Genomic DNA, 16,111 nt, shown 5'->3' on the forward strand with positions numbered 1-16,111 from the left:
CTACGCCGGCCGGCTTAAAAATCCGCTAAGCCTAAGGCTTCAATACAATTCTCGTTGAAACTGGCTGGAGCGACGCTGGCCCGGCGGGCTGAAAACAAGATTTCAACCGGCCGGGCGGGGTCTGGGTAAATACTTTACTAACTGACGAGAGCTGCGTGGACGTCGCAGAGGCCTTCAAATGTGGTCCCGGCGAACGCCACGGACCGTACTTCAATGCGCGGGCGCCGGCTTAGTTGCTGGTGCTCGTGCTCGCGACGACGCTCTTCACCTGGCTCAGCGTATAGCTGTTGCCGTCGATGGTGAGCAAAGGCGGCGACTGGGTCAGGTCGACTGATGACACCGTGCCCTGCACCTGGGCGGCGACGCCGACAGTGTTGCCGGAGGCGTCCTTGCCGGTCGCCGTGATCGTGTACTTGCCATCGGGCCATTGCGTGCCGTCGTTGCCCTGGCCGTTCCAGGTGAAGGGAATGTCTGCGCCGGCACCGGCGGAATATTGGCCGTTGAAGACGGTCTGGCCGGTGGAATTGGCGATGGAGATACTGACCGTGGCGCTGGAGGGCACGTTGAGATGCCAGGTCGCCGAGGACTGCGACATGGTCGCGGTGGTGCCGTCGACCACCGCGCTCTTGCCGACAAAATCCAGTGCCTGGGTTGCCTGCGTGGTCTGCTGCAGGGTCACGAGCTGCGACAGCGAATCATTGGTCTTGAGCTGTTGCTCGACGCCGGCGAACTGCACAAGTTGCTGGGTGAACTGGTTGGTGTCGAGCGGATCGAGCGGGTTCTGGTTCTGCAGCTGCGTGGTCAGCAGCGTCAGGAAGGTCTGGAAGTTGCCGGCGAGCGTCGCGCCCGTGGACGAGCTCAGGCTCGCGCTCGACGAGGACGAGGAGGATGACGAGGTCTGCGTCGTGCCGGAGACGACTGATGGCGCGGTGGCGGCATTCGTGGTGGTCATGGCCTGATACTCCTCACACTCTGATATCGACGCCGCTGCTCGATCCGAGCATGCGGCCATAACTGCGGCTGACGGGCGCGGCTGGCGCCTGATCGTCCTCGCTGATGATCAGCCGGCGGGAATTGCCAGAGTTGTCGTTGTTCTGGCCGGTGTTCTGGCCCGATGAATTCTGGTCGCGCAGGCTGAAGGAGAGCCCGCTGCTGCCGGTCTTGAGGCCTGCATCGTCGAGCGCGCGCTGCAATTGTGGTGCGTCCTGCCGCAGCATCTGAAGCGTCTCCGGCTTCTCGACCGTGAGATGCGAGGTGACCTGGCCGTTGCGGTCGACATTGATGCGGACGTCGATACGGCCGAGATCGACCGGATCGAGGCTGATGTCGAAGCGGGTTTTTCCGGAGCGCGCGGCGGCCGCGATCTCGACCGGGATGCCGCTGATCGGCACGGCATTCGCATTGGCCGCGGTCGCGGTGAGTGTCGCGGTCGAGGCGGTGGCGGCCGACGTCGTGGTGGTCAGCGGCGCCTGCACGGCGTTGGCGGCCTGAGTGCTGGCATCGGTCGTGGCAGCAACCGCTTGCGTATCGGCATGGACGTGCGTGATGGATGCGGCCGGGGTGGCATCCGCCTTGCTGTCGGTGGCGGCGGGCTTGCCATCGGCAGTCGTCGCATCAAGCTGCGGCTTGGCGGTTTGCGGATGGGCGGCGATGGTCGTCGTCGCGGCCGCCGGATTTTGTGCAGGCGTTGTCGCCTGCGCGGTCTTGCCGGTGTCCTGGCCGATATTGGAGACGTCGGTCTGACCTTGCGCTGTCGCGGCGGCCTTGAACGAGGTTTTTGGCGTGCCCTGGTCGACCGCGGTCAGCTGCACGGCGTTGACAGTCGCATCGGTCGCGCTCGCGTCGGTCGTCGTAGCGGCCGCATCGGTGAGCGCGGCCTTGCCATCAGTGGTGGTCTTGCCATCGGTCTTCGTGGCCTTGCCGGTCGCATCCAGCTTGAGGCCGGATATCTGCGCTGCGGTCGAGGTGCTGGCGGCGATGCCGGCAGCCGCGATCGTCAGCGGCGAGGACGCCGTGCCATTAGCCTGGGCCGCCGCGGCATTTGGATCAACGGCAACGACGGGCACGGCAACGGGAACGGCGGTCGGATCAGGCGTCGCTGCCGGCGTTGCAGTCTGCGCCGCGGCCGTGGCGTCCACCGCGGCGGCGAGACCCTCGGTGCCGTCGGTCTTGGCATCCTTCGTGCCGTCGGATTTGTCGCCCTTGAGGATGGTGGCGTCGGTCTTGCCCTTGGATATCCCGTCAGCCTTGGCCGGCACGGGCGCTGCGTTGCTAGCCGGCGGCGCGGAATCCGCGGCGTCGCGCGGCTTGCTCTGCGAGGATTGATCGTTCGAGGCGGTGTTGTTTCGGTTCGACGAGGAGGAGGATGACGACGGCGCGGAGGATGACGACGAATCACTGCGCCGCGGCGCGTTGTCCTGGGTCGAGGACGGCGGCGCGCTGTTGCTGATGGCCTGGGTGTTGCTATCGATCAGCGAACCGAAGGAATCGCCGGGCGTGGTGTCCTGGGTGTTCTGCGGCCGGACAGGCTTCTGCTGCGCGCTCGACACCTGCGCACTTGCCGCTACGTCTGACGTGACACCAACCACAGGCGACCCCTTGAAAACAGCTTCGGACCAGAAGGTCAGCAAGGAGCGGGCCAGTCCGGGATCTTCAGATTTTATGATGTAAAATCAATGTCTTGACTGGAAGTCGCCGACCCGCCGGCCGGCTTTCAGCCCCGTCATTTCTGCCGCCCCCGGCAAGAATTGCCCTCACGTCCGGGCGGGCATGATTGCTTCACCGGAATGCCGCCTATATTAAAGGATAGCTCTCAGCCGCTTTCGACCGGGCAAGCCAGTGCCCCCGAGGGAACAAGGGTTCCCGGGGACCGCTGACGTCCCGGTCCAGAGCATCAGCAATCGCGGCAAACGCCGCCGTCACGTCAGCTTAGGCCCATGCTCAACAGTCTGGATCTCGAAGGCCGTCCTGAGGATACCAGGGTCGTCGTTGCCATGTCGGGCGGCGTCGACTCCTCGACGACGGCTGCGCTGTTGAAGGCCGAGGGCTACGATGTCGTCGGCATCACGCTGCAGCTCTATGACCACGGCGCGGCCACTCACCGCAAGGGTGCCTGCTGCGCCGGCCAGGACATTCACGACGCCCGCGACGTCGCGGCCAAGCTCGGCATTCCCCATTACGTGCTCGATTACGAGGATCGCTTCCGCGAGTCCGTCATCGACAACTTTGCCGATTCTTACGCGCTCGGCGAGACGCCGGTGCCCTGCATCGAGTGCAACCGCTCGGTCAAGTTCCGCGACCTCCTGAAGACCGCGCGCGAGCTTGGCGCGCAGGCACTCGCCACCGGTCATTACGTCGCCTCGCGGCGCTGCGACGATGGGTCGCGCGCGCTGGTCTGTGCCGCCGACAGCGACCGCGACCAGAGCTATTTCCTGTTCGCGACCACGCAGGAGCAGCTCGACTTCCTGCGCTTCCCGCTCGGCGACATGACCAAGCCGGAGACGCGCGAGCTCGCGCGCCGCTTCGGCCTTAGCGTCGCCGACAAGCACGACAGCCAGGACATCTGCTTCGTGCCGACGGGGCGCTACACCGACATCATCACCCGTCTGCGTCCGAACGCGATGGAAAGCGGCGACATCGTCGATCTCGACGGCCGCGTGCTCGGCCAGCATCACGGCATCGCCAATTTCACCATCGGCCAGCGCCGCGGTCTCGGCATCGCGGCCGCCGCGCCGCTTTTCGTGGTGCGGCTCGACGCGGCCAACCGCCGCGTCATGGTCGGCCCGCGCGATGCGCTGAAGATGCACCGCATCGCTTTGCGCGACGTCAACTGGATTGGCGGCGGCGACATCGACCGCGCCATCGGGTCTGGTCTCGAGCTGTTCGTGCGCGTGCGTTCCACGCGTGCGCCCCAGCCAGCCTGGCTGCGCGGCGCCGACGGCCATTACGAGGTCGAGCTTGTCGCCGGCGAAGAGGGCGTCTCGCCCGGCCAGGCCTGCGTGTTCTACGACGCACCGTCAGGGCAGGCGCGCGTGCTCGGCGGCGGGTTCATTCAGAGCGCCGCCGCGAAGGTGGCTACGAGCACGGCGAGGCCGCTCGTCGAGGCGGTCCGCGGCTAGGAAATTTCCGGGGCAGGGGCATGGCAGCAGACATCTCGCGGGCCGGGGTCGAGAAGGCCTATGGCCGCTGGGCGCCGGTCTATGATCTCGTGTTCGGCAAAGTGTTCGATGCTGGCAGGCAGTCGACCATCGCCGAGGCCGACCGCATCGGCGGCCGCGTCCTCGACGTCGGCGTCGGCACCGGCTTGTCGCTGTCGGATTATTCGCGCACCACGAAAATCTGCGGCGTCGATATTTCCGAGCCCATGCTGCGCAAGGCGCAACAACGCGTGCGCGCGCTTCGCCTCTCCAATGTCGAAGTGCTCTCGGTGATGGACGCGAAGAACCTCGCCTTCCCCGACGCCTCCTTCGACGCGGTGGTCGCGCAATATGTCATCACTGCGGTGCCCGATCCCGAAGGCACGCTCGACGAGTTCGTGCGCGTGCTCAAGCCGGGCGGAGAACTGATCCTGGTCAACCACATCGGCGCCGAAAAAGGGCTGCGCAAACTCTCCGAGCTCGCCTTTGCGCCCTTGGCGCGCCGTCTCGGCTGGCGTCCGGAATTCCCGTGGGCCCGTCTCGTCAACTGGGCCGCCAAGCACGGCGGCATTACGCTCGCCGAGCGCCGCCCCATGCCGCCGATGGGCCATTTCTCGCTGATCCGCTACCATAAATCGTAATGTTCGGCCGGGGGAACGGGGCGCGGGTTCCGCGCGTTTCCTTCCCATGCGCACGACATCATCAATCATCCTGGCCAGCCTCGTGATCGCAGCCTCCGGCGCGGCGATCGCGCAGGCCCCGCCCGCCCCGGCGACGCCGCCGCAAGCGACCGCGCCGCCATCCCCGCAGCACACGGCGGACTGCGCTCCGCAGGACCGCCCGAACCGCGCCACCGCGCCTGACGGCACCACGACGGGTCAAGCCCGGGAACCGCTCGGCGACAAGCTGGCCAAATCCGACGGCGTGCTCTGCCCGCCATCCGGCGTCGACCCCGAAATGCACGCCCCCGCGCCGAGCACCGACGGCAGCATGCCTGTCATCCCGCCCCCCGGCAGCCCCGGCGGCGACCCCACGATCAAGCCGAAATAGCGTAGTTCGTCGCCCTGCTTCGCCTCTCCCCGCCGGGGAGAGGCCGGAATCCGCGCGCAGCGCGAATGTCGGGTGAGGGGCCTCTCCGCGAGTCCGGCGTCCGAAAACGGGCGAGTCCGCCGCCGAAATCGGCCCTTTTCCACCCTCAACCGCCTTGTCCCGCCAAAGCTTTAGCGAAGGCGGATTGACTTCCCACCGCCCCCTTCCTTATATGCCGCGCGTTCGCGAGATCGGCTGTTCAGCCGTTCGCGACCCTGTGGCGGGGTAGCTCAGCTGGTTAGAGCACGGGAATCATAATCCTGGGGTCGGGGGTTCGAGTCCCTCCCCCGCTACCACCTTTCCCCACACTCCTTTGACTTGGTTTGGATAGTCCTTTTCCCCGAGCAGGGCGTTTAGCCGGCCTGCTATCTCCACGGCTACACCACCTGGGCGGCCTGGATCGCGGAACACAGTGATCGTCTCGACCAAGTCCCTAATGGCTTCTGCGGCCTCTGCGTCGCCCGCACTGACACCTTTACCCAGTGCTTCTTCAAGCCGACCGAGTTGCTCCTCATATCGTTTGAGGATGGCCGGATGCAGCGCGACTTCCTTCACGGCGGGTGGTTCACTCTGCAACTCCTCAGATATCCGCTTTCGTTCGGCATCTAAGGCAGTCGATCGCGGTCCGAGAACGGATGGATCGCCATGTCCTTTCGCGATCGCATCCACCAGTCGTTCGATTTCCCGGTTTAGTTGCCCAAGCTGCTGCTCAAGGCGCTGCCGTTTCGCATGTGAGGTGGCCGCGAGGCGCTTCCGCTCCTCAAGATACGTGCGTACGTATTCCGAGATAACCTTCGGCGCACGCAATTCGGCCTTTAGACCGTTGAGGACCGCGCTCTCGACGGCGTCCAAATAAAAAGTCTTGGCGTCTGGACACGTGCCGCTCTCAGTCGCCGTCGAGCAGCGAACGCGAACGCGCCCTGATTTGTCGCGACCATTGGTCGCCATGCCCGAGCCGCACGAGCCGCAACGGAGCAGGCCAGATAGCATCCGACGAGGCCGGCGTTGATGGCTGGGGTGGGTGTGACCGCGATCCGCTTTGCGCTGCTGAGCAGATCGGAATAGCTCTCGATTGACAATTGCAAGATGCGGCACTTCAGCCACCTGCCAGTCAGTCTTTGGATTTGGTCGTGAAAGGCGCTTTCCCGAGTCGGGATCTTTCACCATCCTGACTTTGTTCCAAACGAGGCGCCCTACATAAAGCTCGTTTTGCAGAATGCCGGCTCCCCTCTCGAGATTGCCATTGATAGTTGAGGCATTCCATGTCCGCCCTCGCGGAGGTGATACCCTCTCCTTGTTGAGATCGTGCGCGATTTCGCGAGGTGTCCGACCGTCCACGTATTCCTGGAAGATGCGCCGGATCACTTGTGCCTCGGCCTCGACGATGACTCGTTCGCCACTCTTTCCAGCGACCGCAGCGTATCCGTATGTTAGACCACCTCCCGCCAAACCCTGCCTGACCCGACCTGCTTGGCCACGCCGCACCTTGTGCGCGTTGTCCTCGCGATAGAGTTGTCCGACCAGGCCGCGAAGACCGACTAGCACGGTGTTCACGACGCCTTCGTGGACTGCCCGGATCTCGATGCCGAGAAAAGATAATCGTTTGTGAATACCTGCGAGATCTTCCATGTCGCGAGAGAGGCGATCGAGCGCTTCGACGATTACTACGTCAAATGATCTCTCCCGCGCTCGGTCTAACATCCGCAGAAGGCCTTCGCGGCCCATGACAGAGCCACCTGAGCGAGCCCGATCTTCATGGGTGCTGACAACCGTTAAGCCTTCGCGCTCTGCATAGCTTTGACAAAGTGAAAGTTGATCTTCAATCGAACGCTCGTTCTGAAGATCGGTTGAAAATCGAGCGTAGATCGTCGCTCTCTTCCTTGTCTCTTCGATCGGCAAGCTCTCTTTCATGATCTTCCCTTGCCGCCAGACGAGCAAGTACGCGTGCAAGGCGTAAGATCGCCTTGTCTGGTTTCGTCTGCAAGGACAATTCGCGAGGCGCTTCACGCACGGTCGAATTCTAGGTGATTTGCCAGCCCAACGAGGTGCACGCACCTGCGCTGGCGCCAGTCCGTGTTCATCCAGAGCATCATACTTGTGCGGTGCATAAACCGAATGGCCGCTATGAGCTCGTCGTGTAATTGGATACCGCGGCGACGAAAATGAGATAGAGTTCAGAAGGCCCTCACCGCCGAGTGCGTGCTGCTAAGCAGGACTACATCAGCTCTCTGGCACGTAGCAGATGGTGGGCCGACAAACCGGCACCACCGGGCGCGTCAGTAAGTTGTTGAAATCACTGGCGCTCCCTAGGGGAATCGAACCCCTGTTTCAGCCGTCACTAACAGAGTGCGACCTCGTTGCTAGTTCGACCCGAATTAACCTGCAACTAGACCGTTATGAGCGGCGGATAACGACTGTGGTCTCGTTCGTTCCGCCTCGCCCCGATCGTTTCTGCTGCGAAACTGGTGCTGTGAGGGCTGCTCATGCAGACGAGCCGGGCCGACCTCCGCAAGGTATCCCATCGCATGACCATCAGCGGATCGACCTTACCCTCTCAAGGAGGTTACCGAACGTCCCCTTCCGTCGTCTGAAAGATAGAGCGATACGCTGGCGGTCCTGTAGGAGGAAACAGCCTCGTCGATGTGTTTGTCGAGGACAAAGTGCTTCGACCCGTTTGCTCACTGCTGACAAATGGCGAGTTCACGGCTTTGCTTTCTCAGCAGGGAGGCAAGAGGCTCCGAACCATGGCACTCGAGTTTGGACTTTCCGTTCGAAATCGCTCGCGTAAGTCAGGGGCAGCCACACTCCAGACCCAGTCGCAATGCTCCAGGCCGTCACTGCGCAATTGAACGCCCGGTAGGACGCGATAGCCTCCTCGTCTATAGGAAGACCAAGTTGACCGATTTCCCAATGAAGTTTCGCCAACAAGTCCGTTGGGCTATTCAATCCAAGACGCTTCCTGTCAGGCATCGGGGGCGGCTCCTCAGTTCAACGCACATCTTGACTTGGGGCTGGAGCCCTCTGGTGAGCCTGAATTGTACGAGTACGCGCGATAACGAGATTCCGAAGAGCCGTGCGCGTCTGATGCCGAGCTGCCCTGCGGCCTATTCGTCTGTCCCCCCATTTATTAGGAACAGTGATCAGCGCTGATCGCTTATGAGCGAAATGGTCATTCCGCCATTGCCGTCAGGCTGCACGCTATAGGATCTGCGCGAGTAGACCTTCTGGCCGGAAACCAGTCCCGCGCCCCCTTGCACTCTTTGAATATCCTCTAAGACCTTGAGGTCTTTTTGGCTCATCTCAACTCCAAGCATGCTAAACGCGGCAAGGTTTAAAGTGTAGTCTGCCTGACAGATCGTGCGCCTCAAATTCGGGTCGTGCTGGACAGCCGTGCTCCCGGTAACGACGATGTACTCGTCGGCCATCTGGGGGCAGCCGGTCCAACTGAGTTAAGAACTTCGCGGCATCTGGAGCGTTTTGGAGCTCTTTGAATGAACGCTCGTAGCACTGATCCTCGGTCAATCCGGAACAGTAACCCGGATTTTGTTTCGCCTTCACCGCCACGTTCAAGTAGGCCACTGCCGACAAGGCACTGCCGGCATTCTTGATCCCTGCGATGAGGCCTAGCCAGATCCTGAAAGCCATTAACAATGAGAACCTTGCGGATGGCTGCCGTCATGTTCAACAGCGCCTGCGAAGTGTCGATCAGCGGGTCGCGCACGTCGGCTTTCGTCTTGAAGCAGTCTTCGTTGGGATCGGCGCTCGCCAGGGAAGGCATGGTCGACAGCAAAGCGAGCGGAACCAGAAAAGCAAATCGCATCGGAAATCCTCAAAAACAAATTGATGCCAGTTGCGCGACCGCTGTGCAAGGTGCGAGCGTGAAGCCTTGGGCAATTCGCACATCGATGCGGCGACCGAACTCAACGCCGGCTTACGAGCTAGAGAACCACATGTGCTGCAAGGACTGCTCAGAGGTGCGCGGCATCGGTACAAGCGCAGCCATCTGGTGCCATGCGACCGAACAAGCTTTCGGCGAGCGATCCGCCGTCGACGTGATGGCCGGGTGAACGATAGGACGAGCCCCTGATCACTGCAACTTTGTGGATCGGCTGCCTTCCATCAGTCCTTTTGGCAGAAGACGTGGTATTTTTCGGCAGTGGTCCATACCGGACCGGTCCAAACAAGCAGGGGTGGAAAAAGGATGGTGGCCGAGGTTTTCGCAGGTCTGAGCGCGTTTAATTCGATGTTCAACATTGCGAAGTCAATGAAGGACATGAACGATGAAAACGTTCGCAATAAAGCTGTATCTGAGCTTTGGGAACACATCTTTACTGCCCAGACAAGATACGCCGAAGCGGCAGAAAAAATTCAGGAGCTGGAAGCGAAGCTTAAGACCTTCGAGGATTGGGAGGCACAAAAAACGAATTACGAGCTTGTTGAACTGGAGCCAGGCATCCGGGTTTACCGCACCAAGCAAGCAGAGGCGGAAAATGGATCATCCGTTGAGGTGTGCGTCAGTTGCTTCGGTGACCGGCACATCGGGATATTGCAGAGCCAGACTTGGAACCCCGGTAGATGTGACGTGATGGTTTGCAACGACTGTGGGTCCGTCCTTTATCTAAGCGGAAGTCCCCATCCCGACCACAAGACATATAGGCCGACGCCATACAAGACCTGACTAGTCAGCGTCCTGATGTGCAATCTCACAGCATCACCACCAACCAAGCCGCGATCATCAGCCTGTTGCGGGTGATCAGCGGCTAGGTCGGTAATCTCGCGCCGATGCCCGGCGTGTTTCTGATTGTCCCGGTCTAGTGATGCGCAATTCCAACGCCGGGTGCGATATGGCGTTCATGCGTTGGCATGCCGCCTCCACCGCGCACGGATGGGCCGCCGGTCACCAACACCCGCAACACCAGCTCGCCGCACCGGCACGCTGGCTCAAGCCTGAGAACCGCTGTTTGGTGCCGGCCACCCCTTCGTCGAGTACGCGCCAGAGCCGAACCCTGAGACGAAGAAGGACTTTGAAATAAAAAGTCACAGTTGCGTGAGTAGCCCGATTTTCTGAGGGTTTGAATTACTCATCGGGCGAAACCAGCGGTGGCGTAGGAGGACTGATCAGCCAGCGCGTGTCGCGGGCGCTTTCCGGTCCTCTTTGACAGCCTCGGCAAAGATCGCGTGAGGTCCGACGCACAGAACGCTGGGCACGCGCTCGATGAGCGCGAGGCAGCGGGGCACGACGCGGATGTAGCGGTTCGCGCGCGCTCTTCACGGTCGCCTTGACGTAGGCCTCTTCCGCTTCCTTGCGCTTGTTGTCGTGCTCGTCCAGGAGCTTGCGAGCAACGGCCCAGGACGACCTCGCCAGGGCCGCTGTCGTCCCTCTCGTGATACGGGACGGTGGGAAAGTTGTGCCAATCGGTAAACGGGCGTAGCGCCCGGCGCGAACGAATTGCAAAGATGTCGATCGACCGATCCTGTGCACGTCGAATCATGTTCAGAGGGAGATCTACTTTTATGAAGAGGCAAATTGCTGTTGCCCTAACCTTTCTCTCATTTCTCTACCCTTCAGCAACAATCGCCGCGGACTACTCAATTTCGAATGCTTCGCCGGTAGGAAAAGTTGCAATTCACAAACATAAGAAGCCGAAATTCCATAAGTCCGACGATGACTATTTGTGTCACGAGGCACCACTCGCGCCTTACTGTCGATGCGACAACCCGCAGTATTGCGAGACCTGGTGCCAAAACCCCGATAACTTTTATTGTGATCCAAACGGCTATTGCGAGTGTCGCTAGAGCGGTTCACGAATTTATTGAATCGGAAGGGATTCCGGATCAGAGACGAATATGATTCAAGATGCTGGCTGGGATGGAGGCCAGCATCCGATGGTCCGACCAATTTCCAATGATCTGCGTAAGCGTGCGGTTGCGGCGGTTGTAAAGGGCGAGAGCTGCCGCTCGGTAGCAACACGGTTTGGGGTTGCGGTTTCGTCGGTTGTGAAGTGGTCGCAGCGTTATCGGACGAGCGGCTCGGTAGCGCCCGGAAAGATGGGCGGCCATCGCAAGCCCGTGCTTGAGCCACATCGCGCCTTCAGCAAGGAGCGGATCAGTCAGACGCCGCATTGACGCTTCACGCCCTCAAGGACGAGCTTTTCGCGCGCGGGGTCAAGGTCTCCCACAATGCGGTTTGGCTGTTTCTACGGCGCGAGGGACTGCGGTTCAAAAAAAACGCTGCTCGCCCTCGAGCGAGCTCGCTCCGACATCGCGCGTAGACGCCAGCGCTGGCGCTCATGGCAGGCCAAACTCGATCCCCGGCGCCTGGTCTTTATCGACGAGACCTGGATCAAAACCAATATGGCCCCACTGCGCGGATGGGGACCAAAAGGCGAGCGGGTGCGCAGCTTCACGCCACATGGTCACTGGCGGACGCTGACATTCCTTGGCGCATTGCGCTGTGACCGTCTCACCGCACCCTGCCTGTTCGATGGCCCGATCAACGGCGAATGCTTCCGCGCCTATGTCCAGCAGGTTCTCGTCCCGCAGCTTCAGCCGGGTGACATCGTCATCTTGGACAATCTCGGCAGCCATAAATCGGCTGCCCTGCGCAGCCTGATCAAAGCCGCCGGCGCCAGGCTCTGGTACCTACCGCCATACTCCCCCGACCTCAATCCGATCGAACAAACCTTCGCCAAGATCAAGCACTGGATGCGCTCCGCCCAGAAGCGCACGATCGACGACATTTGCCGCCATATCGGCGGCCTCATCACAACCATCCAGCCCAACGAATGCAGCAACTACTTCGAAAACGCCGGATACGCTTCCATCAAAACGTGAAACGCTCTAGCATCAAGAACTCGGCTTCACCATCAGGCTGAACTACAGTGGCAGCAACGAGCGGCTTGCCGTCGACGGTTTTGGGCTTCCGTATCCAGGAAGCCGCGCTTTTCAGCGCGGTGGCTTTGCAGAACTTCACCCAATAGGAAAACGCGACCGCCGTGCCCTCCGGCAAGAGCTGTATGTCTTCCGCCGAGGCTGACAAGATGAGAAAGGCCGGTTTTCGGAGCAAGTCCGGATGCAGCGGCTGAACCCGCAGGCTAAAGCGCAGAGCCGAACCCAGCCTGCGAACGACCGCTCTCGTCGGCAGAAACGCGCCTAGGGGCCGGTCTCTCTGAAATACTTGACGCGGAGCCGCATCACACAAAACCTTGGCATGGGTCATGCAGACTAATCGTCACCGGGGAATTGCCCATTTCCCCCCTCCCGGGGGCTGGAAAGCCGCCGCTCGCGCGACATTTAAGCGGGCGGCGTTTTTGCTTCATGCACCCGCAAATTTCACAGTGTTCTGAATCGATTTTCCCGGTGTCCTACGACAGTACCGAGCGCTGCACCGGTGGTTCGATTTCCGCGCTGGTTCACTAATTCAGTTTGAAAATTCAAAATGAACCAATATTATATGAACCATCCAAAGTGAACCGGAGGGGTCGAGATGTTCGTTCGGGCTTACCTCAGAGCGTCGACCTCGGAGCAAGATGCGAACCGAGCGCGGAGCCAGCTTAAGTCCTTCGCCACCGAGCGCGGACTCACGATCGCCGCGTGGTACGCCGAGAACGAGAGCGGCGCCAAGCTCGCCCGGCCGGAGCTGTTCCGCCTGCTCGCGGATGCACACCCGGGCGACATTCTCCTTGTCGAACAGGTCGACCGTCTATCGCGCTTGACCGCTGAGAACTGGGAGCGCCTCAAAGCGGAGATGACCGCGCGTCGCGTGCGCGTCGTGGCGCTGGACCTGCCGACGTCATGGATGATGGCGACCAACGCAGGTGACGAGTTCACTGGCCGCATGTTTGAGGCGATCAACGGCATGCTGCTCGACATGCTCGCGGCCGTGGCGCGGAAGGACTATGTTGATCGGCGTCGACGGCAGGAACAGGGCCAAGCGAAGGCGAAGGCAGAGGGCCGCTACAAGGGCCGCCCGGAAGATACGGACCGAAATGACGGCATCGCCAACATGCTTGCCGCTGGCCAATCGTGGGGATCAATCCAGAACATGACCGGCTGCAGCCGCGCGACAGTGGCGAAGATCGCGAAGCGCATCAAGCAAGCCGCCTAACTTCGAAAAACCGGACAAGCACGAACCCATGAGTTCTCCAGTCACCTGTTCGAGTTGTGGCGAGGGCGTCCCCGACGATCTCGATCGCCCGTCAAGATATCCCTGTCCGCGCTGCGGGTCGACGGTGAGAACGGTACACGCGGTAGCCTCCTCTATGGCGGTCTCCACCGCAATCGCGACCGTCACGCTCGAAGAGGTTCGGGCAGTAACAGCGAGCGCCAGTCTGGTGATGCAGGCGGTTGTCATCACCGGCGACAAGACCAAAGAAGGGCTCTTGATCGAAGCGGTTACTGTGCCCTGGCTCGATATCGTCAAATTGTTGGGGGCCGATCCGAATGCGGCTTTTCAGATTCCTCCTCGAAAATGGGAAGAAATCATCGCTGGCGCGTACAAGAAGGCTGGGTTTGACGAGGTAACTCTGACCCCGCATTCGGGTGATTATGGTCGAGACATCATTGCCGTTAAGAAGGGGTTGGGCAGTATCCGGGTCATTGACCAGGTTAAGGCCTATAAGCCGGATCATTTGGTTACAGCCGAGGATGTGCGAGCGCTCATGGCGTGCTTCAGGGGGATACCGCTTCGAAAGGCTTTCTCACGACCACCTCTGACTTTGCGCCTCGTCTACGACAGGATCCGTTGATTGCTTGTCATATGCCGTCGAGGCTCGAGTTGATCGATGGCAAGATGCTGCTCCAGCGATTGGAGCAACTTGCGAAATCTTCCGGCTCAACGTGAGGCGGTCCGATGATCGCGCCGGTTGGAGACCTCCGTCACGCGGCCGGTCTTGGCAAACGCTACACGGGAGCGACGCCGCTACTCCTTCACAAACGAGTTCACTAGGCCAGCGATGTGCTGCCAATCCTCGCGCTCGTCCAAGGGACTCGATTTTCGGCCTTTGAAGTAGTCGGGGCCGGCGGGATCGAATTTGTCACAAGTGTGTTTGAAGTAGTTGAGAGTAGCCGAAAGGCGCCTGCGCCATGCGGGGTCAACGATTAATGGATTCCGTCCGATAGGAATATAGCTTCTGACCGTCTCCACTGTTTCGGCCAACTCTTTGAGGTCGATTTTGCGCTTGGCGTCGAACTCATCTGACATCGACAGGTCTTTAAGCTGTTTGATCCACTCATCCCACACACGGGAATCGTCGAGCGGAAGAAGACTGAAGATCAACCGTGTCCCTCGCTCAAGGTCGCCACCCTGCTGCATTTTTTCCTCAACGCGCCAAACTTCGTTGAAGCAGTCAGCGATAGTACCAATTCGCAGGTGAGCAACTTCCAAGGCGCGCAATTCCCTTGCGCGGTTGTCGTCGATTGTTTTCATCGCCGCGAGCCACGCCATCATTCCCGCTATGATTGCCCCAGCGGCTCCGATGAGGCCACCGGCAAGCTCGCCGTGTCTGCTCAAAACGCAGCCAAGCCACTGCGGGAGTTGAGTGTCGCAACGCTCACTCTCGCCGGCCTTTAGGGGACCCCAGGCATCGGCCATCCAGAGCAAGCCAACCACGGCGCACATCATGCCCACAATGACGGCGACCATTGGCAGAAGGATGGTGCGCTTTTTCATGTAGCTATGATGTCGCGCGCACACCCAAGAGTCGAGTAAGGGTCTCGGAGCGCAAGCACGCCATGTGGTGGTAGCCCGAAAGAGCAACGTCTGCACCGGACCGAAGAAAAAACGATCAGACCTTGATCGGCTTCCTCGACGAAGCCGCGATAATCGGCCGGTATGGCCTACTCGGCGCGTTATCGTCGCGAACTTGCGTTCAGGCCCGGCACCGAGCACTCGACAACAATGCCGGCAGTATGGCGACCGCCATCGTCCGCCCAGCACGGACCCAGCGAGTGCGACTTCAATTCAACGTTTACAGGTTGCAAGCGGAGAGGTAGTATCAGTGCGCTTTAGCGCACGTCTATTTTACCAGATCAGTCCTTAGATGACGGAGGTAATTATGCGTACGCACCCACTCTATGCAGCATTGCTCATCCTCGTTGGGATGACGAACATAGCTTTCGGACAGACAGTTCAACCGGCTGCCGTTTCGTCAACCTCGGATGCAAATCAGTTTTTGAAGGCGGGAGTTACCCGAGTAATCGTGAGGTACGAGTGGCAATGGAATTCCGGCGCTTCTGGCGGCGGTTACTGGCTTGCCGAGCAAGGAGTCGTAACTGCTGTCGGTCCTAGTTGGATCGTGTTAAGCCAGGATGTAAGTAACAAGACTCATTTCATCCCATTTTCTGCTTTTAAGCACCTCGAACTGCTGAACTGAATCCGCGGCACCTAAACGCGATCTTCTTTCCCTTATAGGCGCGCTAAAGCGTTCGATCGGCCTCCGCATCCGATGGCGACGCGGGGGCCGACGGGTGTTTGCATTGACGGCGGCGGGCCTTTTTGATTGTCTAATTAGCAGTTGCTATAATAGCCCTCATCCCACCGCTTCTGGCTTCTTGTCGGATCAAGACAGAACATTCTCTCTTAGCGGCTACATGCTATTCGAGAATGCGGTGCAAGGAAAATTTGACGCCGGGGCAGAAATGTCCGCGCACTGCGAGGAGGGCGCGGTCGTGGGATCCAAACGGCACGTCGGAGCGGCCTTCGCGAGGCTCCGCTACGATGCAGCGTGAGGGCGTGACTAATGCTGCTTCTGGATTGAAGGCGCGGCTCGTCTGAGAACCCGTTCGTAAAACTCCAGACAATAGATCAGCCACGTTTCGCGGTGGGGAACGTCCTTGCTGCGGCGGCGGGTGAGGGCGGGCATGCCGCCATGAAAGCGACGCCGGCA

Annotated in this window: 14 protein-coding genes, 2 tRNA genes and 1 pseudogene; 10 read left to right on the forward strand and 7 right to left on the reverse strand. The window is 60.5% G+C overall.

Annotated elements, in window-relative coordinates:
• Positions 1 to 229: 229 nt before the first annotated feature.
• The gene (locus ACVIIW_RS14655) at positions 230 to 952 is read right to left on the reverse strand and encodes a flagellar hook assembly protein FlgD (RefSeq protein WP_456701397.1); all 723 of its coding nucleotides are present in this window, start codon (positions 950 to 952) and stop codon (positions 230 to 232) included.
• 13 nt (positions 953 to 965) lie between these two features.
• Positions 966 to 2,588, reverse strand: coding sequence for a flagellar hook-length control protein FliK (locus tag ACVIIW_RS14660; protein ID WP_456701398.1), 1,623 nt, complete (start codon positions 2,586 to 2,588; stop codon positions 966 to 968).
• A gap of 348 nt (positions 2,589 to 2,936) precedes the next feature.
• Here ACVIIW_RS14660 and mnmA point away from each other — a divergent pair, with 348 nt between their 5' ends.
• From mnmA to ACVIIW_RS14680, 4 genes are all read left to right on the forward strand, one after another.
• A complete protein-coding gene (mnmA, locus tag ACVIIW_RS14665) occupies positions 2,937 to 4,118 on the forward strand; it encodes a tRNA 2-thiouridine(34) synthase MnmA (protein ID WP_456701399.1) in 1,182 nt (393 codons plus the stop codon).
• Between the two features lie 20 nt (positions 4,119 to 4,138).
• Complete coding sequence (locus ACVIIW_RS14670; protein ID WP_456701400.1) at positions 4,139 to 4,777, forward strand: class I SAM-dependent methyltransferase; 639 nt, start codon at positions 4,139 to 4,141, stop codon at positions 4,775 to 4,777.
• A gap of 46 nt (positions 4,778 to 4,823) precedes the next feature.
• The gene (locus tag ACVIIW_RS14675; protein ID WP_456701401.1) at positions 4,824 to 5,186 is read left to right on the forward strand and encodes a hypothetical protein; all 363 of its coding nucleotides are present in this window, start codon (positions 4,824 to 4,826) and stop codon (positions 5,184 to 5,186) included.
• A 258-nt stretch (positions 5,187 to 5,444) separates the two neighbouring features.
• Positions 5,445 to 5,521 (forward strand) — tRNA-Met (locus ACVIIW_RS14680).
• On the opposite strand, the gene ACVIIW_RS14685 is transcribed toward ACVIIW_RS14680, so the two are convergent.
• From ACVIIW_RS14685 to ACVIIW_RS14695, 3 genes are all read right to left on the reverse strand, one after another.
• Complete coding sequence (locus tag ACVIIW_RS14685) at positions 5,478 to 7,136, reverse strand: recombinase family protein (RefSeq protein ID WP_456705156.1); 1,659 nt, start codon at positions 7,134 to 7,136, stop codon at positions 5,478 to 5,480. The genes ACVIIW_RS14680 and ACVIIW_RS14685 overlap by 44 nt on opposite strands.
• Before the next feature lie 386 nt (positions 7,137 to 7,522).
• Positions 7,523 to 7,607, reverse strand: a tRNA-Thr gene (locus ACVIIW_RS14690).
• Between the two features lie 758 nt (positions 7,608 to 8,365).
• A complete protein-coding gene (locus tag ACVIIW_RS14695) occupies positions 8,366 to 8,650 on the reverse strand; it encodes a hypothetical protein (RefSeq protein WP_456701402.1) in 285 nt (94 codons plus the stop codon).
• Positions 8,651 to 8,890: 240 nt separating this feature from the next.
• On the opposite strand from ACVIIW_RS14695, the gene ACVIIW_RS14700 reads away from it, so the two are divergent.
• From ACVIIW_RS14700 to ACVIIW_RS14710, 3 genes and pseudogenes are all read left to right on the forward strand, one after another.
• The gene (locus ACVIIW_RS14700) at positions 8,891 to 9,292 is read left to right on the forward strand and encodes a hypothetical protein (RefSeq protein ID WP_456701403.1); all 402 of its coding nucleotides are present in this window, start codon (positions 8,891 to 8,893) and stop codon (positions 9,290 to 9,292) included.
• A 134-nt stretch (positions 9,293 to 9,426) separates the two neighbouring features.
• Entirely contained in the window at positions 9,427 to 9,903 is a 477-nt protein-coding gene (locus ACVIIW_RS14705) for a hypothetical protein (protein ID WP_456701404.1), read from the forward strand.
• 1,208 nt (positions 9,904 to 11,111) lie between these two features.
• Positions 11,112 to 12,059 (forward strand): annotated as a pseudogene (locus tag ACVIIW_RS14710) (IS630 family transposase).
• Here ACVIIW_RS14710 and ACVIIW_RS14715 read toward each other — a convergent pair.
• On the reverse strand, positions 12,049 to 12,444 hold the full coding sequence (locus ACVIIW_RS14715) for a hypothetical protein (RefSeq protein ID WP_456701405.1): 396 nt from the start codon (positions 12,442 to 12,444) through the stop codon (positions 12,049 to 12,051). The pseudogene ACVIIW_RS14710 and the gene ACVIIW_RS14715 overlap by 11 nt on opposite strands.
• 267 nt (positions 12,445 to 12,711) lie before the next feature.
• On the opposite strand from ACVIIW_RS14715, the gene ACVIIW_RS14720 reads away from it, so the two are divergent.
• Together ACVIIW_RS14720 and ACVIIW_RS14725 are read left to right on the forward strand one after the other, a co-directional pair.
• The gene (locus ACVIIW_RS14720) at positions 12,712 to 13,332 is read left to right on the forward strand and encodes a recombinase family protein (protein ID WP_456701406.1); all 621 of its coding nucleotides are present in this window, start codon (positions 12,712 to 12,714) and stop codon (positions 13,330 to 13,332) included.
• A gap of 154 nt (positions 13,333 to 13,486) precedes the next feature.
• Positions 13,487 to 13,972: a restriction endonuclease gene (locus tag ACVIIW_RS14725; protein WP_456701407.1), complete on the forward strand. Its 486-nt coding sequence runs from the start codon at positions 13,487 to 13,489 to the stop codon at positions 13,970 to 13,972.
• Positions 13,973 to 14,145: 173 nt separating this feature from the next.
• On the opposite strand, the gene ACVIIW_RS14730 is transcribed toward ACVIIW_RS14725, so the two are convergent.
• Positions 14,146 to 14,895: a hypothetical protein gene (locus ACVIIW_RS14730; protein ID WP_456701408.1), complete on the reverse strand. Its 750-nt coding sequence runs from the start codon at positions 14,893 to 14,895 to the stop codon at positions 14,146 to 14,148.
• A 385-nt stretch (positions 14,896 to 15,280) separates the two neighbouring features.
• Between ACVIIW_RS14730 and ACVIIW_RS14735 the strand changes: the two genes are divergently transcribed.
• The gene (locus tag ACVIIW_RS14735) at positions 15,281 to 15,598 is read left to right on the forward strand and encodes a hypothetical protein (protein ID WP_456701409.1); all 318 of its coding nucleotides are present in this window, start codon (positions 15,281 to 15,283) and stop codon (positions 15,596 to 15,598) included.
• Positions 15,599 to 16,111: the final 513 nt, after the last annotated feature.

The sequence above is a fragment of the Bradyrhizobium sp. USDA 4449 genome, assembly GCF_054056275.1.